Origin of the sequence: Acinetobacter sp. YK3 (assembly GCF_001729365.1) — a bacterium.
GTDB lineage: Bacteria > Pseudomonadota > Gammaproteobacteria > Pseudomonadales > Moraxellaceae > Acinetobacter > Acinetobacter vivianii.
Map to the genome: position 1 here is coordinate 1 of NZ_LZPJ01000032.1, position 9,705 is coordinate 9,705.

The 9,705-nt window shown below is 41.6% G+C and carries 5 protein-coding genes; 4 read left to right on the plus strand and 1 reads right to left on the minus strand.

What is annotated here, in order from left to right; all coding sequences use genetic code 11:
* On the minus strand, nucleotides 1-1,005 hold a 1,005-nt coding region (trpS, locus tag A9Z07_RS03715; RefSeq protein WP_069576877.1), incomplete at its 3' end, for a tryptophan--tRNA ligase.
* A 165-nt stretch (nucleotides 1,006-1,170) separates the two neighbouring features.
* Between trpS and A9Z07_RS03720 the strand changes: the two genes are divergently transcribed.
* The 4 genes from A9Z07_RS03720 to A9Z07_RS03735 form a co-directional block, all read left to right on the plus strand.
* Nucleotides 1,171-2,094 (plus strand): DUF808 domain-containing protein, encoded by a 924-nt coding sequence (locus A9Z07_RS03720; RefSeq protein WP_004775147.1) that lies wholly within the window; start codon nucleotides 1,171-1,173, stop codon nucleotides 2,092-2,094.
* A 37-nt stretch (nucleotides 2,095-2,131) separates the two neighbouring features.
* Nucleotides 2,132-3,025: a neutral zinc metallopeptidase gene (locus tag A9Z07_RS03725; RefSeq protein WP_069576881.1), complete on the plus strand. Its 894-nt coding sequence runs from the start codon at nucleotides 2,132-2,134 to the stop codon at nucleotides 3,023-3,025.
* Nucleotides 3,026-3,309: 284 nt separating this feature from the next.
* Nucleotides 3,310-4,809 (plus strand): cation:proton antiporter, encoded by a 1,500-nt coding sequence (locus tag A9Z07_RS03730; RefSeq protein ID WP_047429514.1) that lies wholly within the window; start codon nucleotides 3,310-3,312, stop codon nucleotides 4,807-4,809.
* A gap of 466 nt (nucleotides 4,810-5,275) precedes the next feature.
* Nucleotides 5,276-9,705, plus strand: a 4,430-nt coding sequence (locus A9Z07_RS03735) for an Ig-like domain-containing protein (RefSeq protein ID WP_069576886.1), incomplete at its 3' end; no start/stop codon positions are given.

Here is a 9,705-nt window from a genome sequence, read left to right on the forward strand (position 1 = left end):
AAATAATCCTAAGCAATCTTTCACTTCATCTAAGGTCTGTTGAGTGATGATACGACATTTTTCAGTGCCTTGTTTGAGTACATCCATAATGTAATCAGGATCTTTTTCTAACTCGGCACGACGTTCACGGATTGGCGTGATCAGCTCTTTCAATACACCTTCCAGACGTTTTTTCACTGTACCGTCACCTAAACCACCACGACGATAATGCGCTTTTAATTCTTCCACTTCTTCTTTATTTGGATCAAAAGCATCTAAATAGGTAAATACGATATTGCCTTCAACCTGACCTGGATCTTCAATACGCAAGTGATTTGGGTCGGTATACATTGCATTGACGGCTTTCTTGATGTCTTTGTCAGAAGCATTCAACACAATGGTATTGCCTAATGATTTAGACATTTTTGCTTTACCATCAAAACCTGGTAAACGCGCCATGTTAGATAAGAGTGCTTTACATTCTGGTAATAGGTCATGACCGATTTGACGATTGACACGACGAACCACTTCGTTAGTTTGCTCGATCATTGGAATCTGATCTTCGCCCACAGGCACAACAGTTGCTTTAAATGCAGTGATATCTGCCGCTTGCGCAATCGGGTAGCATAGGAAGCCAGCTGGAATATCACGCTCAAAACCACGCATCTGGATCTCAGATTTGATGGTTGGGTTACGCTCTAAACGTGCAACAGTCACGTAGTTGAGGTAAAGCATGGTCAATTCATTCAGTGCAGGTAAGCAAGATTGCACACAAATTGTGGTTTTGGTTGGATCAATGCCGACTGCCAAATAATCTAGTGCAACTTGAAGAATGTTGTTGCGGACTTTATCTGGATTATCGGCATTGTCTGTCATTGCCTGAGCATCAGCCAATAATAGGTGTTGATGATGACTGTCTTGTAGACCTACACGAGATCGTAATGAACCGACAAAGTGTCCAAGATGAAGTTGTCCAGTTGGACGGTCGCCTGTCAAAATGATTGGACGTTGATCAATATTACTCATGATATGTTCCAAGATTCAGTTATTTCATAGATATAAGATTGATATTATTGTACGAGAAATAAATTTTTTTCGTCAGCGATAATTTTAACTTTTTCTGAAAAATAATATTGTGAATATACTGAGGGAATCTACAATAGCGACATAAATACAAATTAGGAAATAAAAATGGCGAGTGGTTTATTATTATTACTGGATGATATCGCGACGATTCTGGATGACGTTGCTGTAATGAGCAAAATGGCAGCCAAAAAAACTGCGGGTGTATTGGGTGATGACTTGGCGCTGAATGCACAACAGGTCAGTGGTGTGCGTGCAGATCGTGAGTTGCCTGTTGTCTGGAGTGTTGCCAAAGGGTCATTTGTTAATAAGTTAATTCTGGTGCCATTAGCCTTACTCATCAGTGTGGTTGCGCCGTGGCTCATTAATCCCTTACTGATGATTGGTGGTCTGTTTCTATGTTATGAAGGTGTCGAAAAGGTCGTTCATACCTTGAAGCATAAAAAAGCCAAAACAACAGAAGAGGCAAGTGAAGATTTACAGGAAGTCGAAGTTGATCTGGCGAAATTTGAGAAGGAAAAAGTAAAAGGTGCGATTCGTACTGACTTTATCTTATCTGCTGAAATTGTGGTGATTTCGTTAGGTACAGTTGCAACAGCAGCATTTACGACTAAAGTGACAGTATTAAGTATTATTGCAATTGTCATGACGGTCGGGGTGTATGGTCTGGTTGCAATGATCGTGAAAATTGACGATTTAGGTTTATATTTAACCCAGCAGGCTTCTGAGTTTAAGAATAAAATAGGACGTGGTTTACTTGGTTTTGCTCCAATCTTGATGAAAACACTTTCAATTGTTGGAACAATTGCCATGTTTTTAGTCGGTGGCGGTATTATTTCGCATACCATTCCATTACTGCATCATTTTACAGAAGAAACAGTTGATCATTTAGAGCTGATTCCAAGTGTAGGTTCAATCATTGGTGCATTGACACCAACATTAATCAATCTTGGAATTGGTCTGGTAGCTGGAGCAATTGTATTGCTTATTGTCAGCTTGATTCAGAAAGTTTGGCCAAAAGCATCAACTTAAACCGGAATCGTCATCATCAAAATTATGTGAGGTCGTTATGCGCTGGAAAGGTCGTCGAGTCAGTACCAATGTTGAAGACCGTCGTGGTGGTGGCGGAGCAAAAGCAGGTGGTATCAGTATATTAGGTCTGGTTGTGGCGTTTGTTGCCTGGAAATTCTTTGGCGTCGATCCGCAACAGGCATATCAGGCTACGCAAGCTGTGACAGCACAATCTTCTCAGCAAGGCAGTGCACCGCAAAGCTTAACGGCTGAGCAGAAAGAAGCGAGTGATTTTGTCGGTACGGTGCTGGCAGATACAGAAGATACCTGGACACCGATTTTCCAGCAATTGGGAATGACTTATAAGCCACCTCGTTTAGTACTCTTTAGTGGCGTGGTCAGATCAGGTTGTGGAACCGCACAAGCTGCAATGGGACCCTTCTATTGTCCTGCCGATCAAAAAGTCTATATTGATACTTCTTTCTTTAAAGATATGCGTCAGCAAATGGGCATTTCAGGTGAGCAGAATCAAACTGAGCTTTCTCGTCAAGATCAGGCAGGAGATTTTGCCCAAGCTTATGTGATAGCGCATGAAGTGGGACATCATATCCAGAATCTGTTAGGTATTTCAGATCAGGTACAGCAAGCCCGTGCTCAGGCGAGCCAGGCGCAGGGCAATCAACTTTCTGTGCGTCTGGAATTACAAGCTGACTGTTTTGCGGGTATCTGGGCGCATCAAAATCAGCAGCGTACTCAATTCCTTGAGCAAGGGGATATTGAAGAGGCGATGGATGCGGCAGAAAAAATTGGTGATGACTATCTACAGCGCCGTGCAACAGGACAGGTTGTGCCTGATAGTTTTACTCATGGTACCAGTGAGCAGCGCATGCAGTGGTTCCAGACTGGTTTAAAATCAGGTGATGTCAACCAATGCAACACTTTTAAGTCATAAGCATGGATGTTTTTTGTCCTTGATTTTTATACGGAAGATATACGAAGCCTAAGAAGAATTAACGTAAAATAACATGTCTATGCTGAATTGAGGATGATTGGTTTATTACTGCATCTAAATCACTTGTGTATAAAAAATAAATAATTGGTGAGTAAAACTGCAGCATAGACCTTTCTTCTTTATTCAATTGCAAAAACAAAGAACTTTTAAATTTCATGTTTCATTGAGTTTTAAAGTTTAAATAAATGATATGTGTTGAAAATTGAAATAAATAAAGAGGTTGTATGGGTAATTTTTTTCTTTTACAAGCATTAACGGTAATTTTTGCATTATCCATTGCCACGACCATTTTTAATAAGCGAATACTTGGGTTTCCTCAAGCGATTGGTGTTCCTATTGTTTCAGCAATTTTTGTCTTTATTTTACAGTGGGGTGCAAGCCTATTAAATGGTAATCAGTTCATTACCATTAATATTCATAATATTGAAGCAGCTGTAAGAAATATTGATTTTTATGATTTTTTAATTAATGGTGTTATCTGCTTTATTTTAACCTCTTCCGCACTCAAATTTAAAATTTCAGATTTAAGAAATTACTGGAAACCTATTGGTATTTTAGCCACCATTGCACTGGTGTTATGTGCAGGATTTTATGCAGGTTTATTGTATTTATTTCAATGGTTGGTTGGCTATCCAGTCCCGATTGGCGTTTTATTGTTATTAGGCGCAGCACTTGGGGCGACAGATCCAATTGGGGTTAAAGGGGTACTTAGTTCAATTCGAGCACCACACCATCTCATGGTAAAGCTGGAAGGTGAGTCTTTATTTAATGATGCCATGTGTATTGCATTATTTATGACGCTATTAAAAGTTTTACAAGGTGAACATTTTTCCTTACTGGCAACTATTGAAACCTTACTTTATGAAATTTTTGTGGCGGTGATTATCGGTTTTGGATTCGGTTTTGCAATCTTGCGTTTATTACGCGGTAAACATGAGATGGAATCGTTAATCCTAACCACAGCCTTGCTTGCCAGTGGTTCTTATCTGGTTGCGCTATTTGCCCATGCGTCAGCGCCAATTGCCTGCGTCATTGGTGGTTTGATTGTCGGTAATAAATGGCAAGAAATTCGTGAACAGCGTGAAATACGTGAGGTAAATCACTTCTGGCATACGGTTGAAGGGATTATTAACTCTTTCCTATTCACATTAATTGGTTTAGAGCTCTTTATTCTTGATCTTAGCGCTAACCTGATTATTGGTGGGATTATTGCCTTTATTATCCTGCATCTTTCTCGTTTTGCTGCTAACTTTGCTGCTTTTGCTCTATTCCCATCGTTCAGGAATAAAAGCTATAACGGCAGTTTGGCGATTCTATCTTGGGGAGGGGTGCGTGGTGGTATTTCACTTGCCTTGATCCTTGCTGTTGCAAACATTCCTGAGCTGAGCCAGTACAGTAGTATTCTGATTGGTTATACCTTTATTAGTGTATTGCTGTCTGGTGTGGTGTGTGGGCTCGGTTTGCCTGCAGTGATGAATGCTTTCTACTACAATCCAAATGAAGAGAAGGATGGTTTAAAAGGCTTCTATCAACGCATGTGTAACAAGATGAACCGTCGTGGCTTTAAATATATTATTGGTGAGGATGCTTTAGGGCGAGAAACGATTACCATCTATAACCCTGAGATTCTATTGGATCAGAAAACCGATGATGGGGTGGCTACAATGCATCATCCAAGTAAACGAGAAGAAGTTAAACGCTTAGAAAATCCTGATAACTTTTAATTGTATATTTTTTTCATTTGTTCAAAAAAGCCTTTTTATTTTAAAAGGCTTTTTTGTTTTTAAATTAACAATATCATTAAATGGTGTGTTTAATTTAATTAAAGTATTGGGAATGGTTTTTATTTTAATTTAAATAATATATTTAAAAAGTTTGTTTAATTTAATTAAAATACTTTTTAGGAACTCATTATTTCTTTGTAAATTTATTTGTTTAAAAGTGTAACTTTTTTATTTTGTAAAGTAATTTTTATTTTTTTTGTTGTTGTAAAACATAATGTTGTGTAAGTGTCATAAATTATTTCAATGTAAGTTTATTTTCTTTGTTTTGTGAGCTATTTAACATTTATTCGGTTTGATTTAAAGTAATGTCGTGAACTCTATCACTTGAAAAAATAATTTTAACTTCAGTAATAACGTAATTAGAAATTGATTTGAAATTAATAATATATAATTGAGGAATATAATCATGTCTGAAATACAAATTATTTCCAAGGAAAGCCATAAAACCCTTGCAAATACGACGGGAAAAACAGCGTCCTTACCATCTGAGGCCACAGTCGTTTTGGTGAAAATACCAGTAAACGACATCTCAGCAGTAAAAAGAGATGGTTCTAATGCCGTTATTTTACTGAAAAATGGCGAGCAGATTGTTATTCAAAACTTCTTTAATGAAGGAGCGAATTTAGATAATAGCCTTGTTTTTCAGGGCGAAGATGGTCAACTCATTTGGGCACGTTTCAAAGATGCTGAAAATGACGCGGATGCAGATAGTGACGCGGATGCAGATGCAGATGCTGACACTGAAGGGGCTGTATACTTAGAAGAGACTCCAGCTGTTGTGCCAGAGGCTGCTCCAGAAGTTCCAGTTTCAGATGTTGTCTATCAGCCGATTCAATCTGTAGAACCTTTGCTTTACCATGATGGTGGAATGAATCCATGGTTATGGGCTGTTCCTTTAGTCGCTGGCGGTATCATTGCGGCAGCAAGCGGAGGCAGCGATGGTCATGGGCGTGATAATGGGGGAAATAATAATCCAGACACTACACCTCCAGATACGAGTGCAGTTAAATTTAATGTAGATCCAGTCACAGCGGATAATGTTCTTAATGCAGCAGAATCAACTTCGACCGTCAAAGTTACAGGTACATTAACTGGTATTCCAGCCGATGCGGCGAGCACGGTTGTGACACTCGTCATTAATGGTAAGACTTATACTGCAACTGTAGATCCAGCAACAGGTAAATGGACTGCAGATGTTGCAGGTAGTGATTTACTGGCTGATAGTGATAAAACTATCGATGCAACAGCCACCTTTAAAGATGCTGCGGGGAACAGCAGTACAGTCACCGATACCCAAAGCTATACCGTTGATGTAACTGCACCAGATGCACCTGAAATTGATCCAATCAATGGTACTGATCCAATTACAGGTACAGCAGAGCCAGGTTCGACGGTGACTGTAACATTCCCAGATGGCAGCACCGTTCAGGTTCCTACCGATCCAACCACAGGTGAATGGACAGTACCTAACCCAGGTGGTTTAAAAGATGGCGATACCATCAAAGTCATTGCCACAGACCCAGCAGGTAACCCATCAGCACCTGGTACGGAAACAGTTGTTATTGACAAAACACCTCCAGATACGGATGGAGTTCAATTTAATATAGATCCAGTTACTGCCGATAATGTCCTCAATGCAGCAGAATCAACTTCGACAGTTAAGGTTACAGGTACATTAACTGGTATTCCAGCCGATGCTGCGAGTACGGTTGTGACACTTGTGATTAATGGTGTGACTTACACAGCGACTGTCGATGCAGCCACAGGAAAATGGACTGCTGATGTCGCAGGAAGTGATTTAAAGGCTGACAGTGATACAACTATTGATGCAACAGTCACCTTTAAAGATGCGGCTGGGAACAGCAGCACAGTCACTGATACTCAAAGTTATACTGTTGACGTGACTGCACCAGCGGTGCCAGAAATTGATCCGATCAACGGCACTGATCCAATTACTGGTACTGCAGAACCAGGTTCGACGGTCACAGTCACTTTCCCAGATGGTAGCACAGTTGAGGTTCCTGCCGATCCAACTACAGGTGAATGGACAGTACAAAATCCAGGCGGTTTAAAAGATGGCGATACAGTTACAGCAATTGCCACAGACCCAGCGGGTAACCCATCTGCACCAGGTTCAGAAACTGTAGACCTCACTCCACCGAATACGGATAACGTTGAATTTAGCGTTGATCCAGTCACAGCAGATAATGTTCTTAATGCAGCAGAATCGACTTCGACTGTCACAATTACAGGTAAATTAACAGGTGTACCAGCTGATGCTGCGAGCACGGTTGTGACACTCGTCATTAATGGTGTGACTTACACAGCGACTGTCGATGCAGCAACAGGTAACTGGACTGCTGATGTCGCAGGAAGTGATTTAAAGGCTGACAGTGATACGACCATTGATGCAACAGTCACCTTTAAAGATGCGGCAGGTAACAGCAGCACAGTCACCGATACCCAAAGTTATACTGTTGATGTGACTGCACCAGTGGTGCCAGAAATTGATCCGATCAACGGCACTGACCCAATTAAGGGTACTGCAGAACCAGGTTCAACGGTCACAGTCACTTTCCCTGATGGTAGCACTGTTGAGGTTCCTACTGATCCAACCACAGGCGAATGGACAGTACCTAATCCGGGCGGTTTAAAAGATGGTGATACAGTTACAGCAATTGCTACAGATCCAGCAGGTAACCCATCTGCACCAGGCTCAGAAACTGTAGATACAACTCCACCAAATAACAGCACGACTACAATTACAATTGACCCAATTGCGGGTGACAATGTTGTGGATTCAACAGAAGCAGGTGCTAATCAGGTCATCAGTGGTAAAGTCACAGGGGAGTATCGTGTTGGTGATGTAGTCACTGTTAATGTGAATGGCATCAACATTACGACAACTGTTCAGACGGGTGGTTTATGGAGTATCACAGTTGCCGGTGGTCAGTTGGTTCTTGATGCTGATAAAACCATTAATGTGACTATTCAGGCAACAGATGCAGCAGGTAATGTAGGTAATGTAACTGCTGATGCAGCATATACTGTCGATATCACCACACCTGTTGTTGTCATCAATCCAATTGCAGGTGATAACGTTCTGAATGCAGCAGAAGCTGGTGTCAATCAAACCATCAGTGGTTCAGTGGTTGGTAGCTTTACTGTCGGAGATCAGGTCACTGTCAATGTCAATGGCACAGACTACACCACTACTCTAGATAACAACGGAAACTGGAGTATTGAGGTTACTGGCGCTGAGCTTACATTGGACGCAGATAAAACCATTAATGTAACTGTAAATGTAACAGGCGTTGGTAATGTTACTGCAGATCATACTTATACGGTTGATACAACAGCACCTGACAACAGTACAACAACGATTACGATTAATCCTGTTGCTGGTGACAATATTCTGGACTCAACAGAAGCTGGTACAGATCAAACGATTAGTGGTAGCGTAACAGGCGAATATAAAGTTGGTGATGTCGTTATTGTCAATATCAATGGCGTAGATATCACTACAACAGTTCAGACTGGTGGTGTATGGAGTATTACAGTCGACGGTGGTCAACTGGCGCTTGATGCAGATAAAACCATTAATGTAACTATTCAGGCAACAGATGCAGCAGGTAACGTTGGTAATGTTACAGCAGACCTTACTTACACCGTAGATATCACCACACCAGTTGTAGTGATTAACCCGATTGCTGGGGATAATGTCGTCAATGCAGCTGAAGCCGGCGTCGATCAAACCATCAGTGGTTCAGTAGTTGGAAGCTTTACTATTGGAGATAAAGTCACTGTCAATGTTAATGGCATAGATTACACGACTACCTTACAAACGGGTGGTGTCTGGAGTGTGACTGTTCCAGGTAGTGAATTAACAGCAGATACGGACAGTAAAATCAATGTAACAGTTGAAGTTACTGGTGTTGGACCAGTCAATGCTGATCAAAGCTATACAGTAGATACGGATGCACCAGATACGACAGGTTCGGTATTAAGCATTAATGACGTAACTGCCGATAATGTATTGAATGCAGCAGAATCAGCAAGCACTGTGACCATCACAGGTACTTTAACGAATATCCCAGTCGATGCAGCAACGACTGTTGTCACTTTACTGATTAATGGTGTGACTTACACAGCGACTGTCGATGCAGCAACTGGTAATTGGACAGCAGATGTCGCAGGTAGTGATTTAGTTGCTGATGGTGACAAGACTATTGATGCGACTGCAACCTTCACCGATGCAGCAGGTAACAACAGCACAGTCACCGATTCACAAACTTATACTGTCGATACCACAGCACCAGATAACACTGGTGCCGCCTTAACGATTGATGATGTGACTGCAGACAACGTGTTGAATGCCGCAGAATCAACTGGCACTGTGACCATCACAGGAACCTTAACCGGTATCCCAGCGGATGCAGCAACCACAGTGGTGACACTCGTTATTAATGGTGTGACCTACACCGCGACTGTTGATGCAGCGACTGGTAACTGGACTGCAGATGTGGCAGGTAGTGACTTGCTTGCAGATGGTGACAAGACCATTGATGCGACAGCCACTTTCACCGATGCAGCAGGCAACAGCAGCACCGTGACCGACACACAAACTTATACTGTCGATACCACAGCACCAGACAATACAGGTGCAACCTTAACGATTGATGATGTGACTGCAGACAACGTATTGAATGCCGCAGAATCAACCACAACCATCACTGTGACAGGTACCTTAACCGGTATTCCTGCAGATGCAGCAACCACAGTGGTGACACTCCTTATCAATGGTGTGACATACACAGCGACTGTTGATGCAGCGAC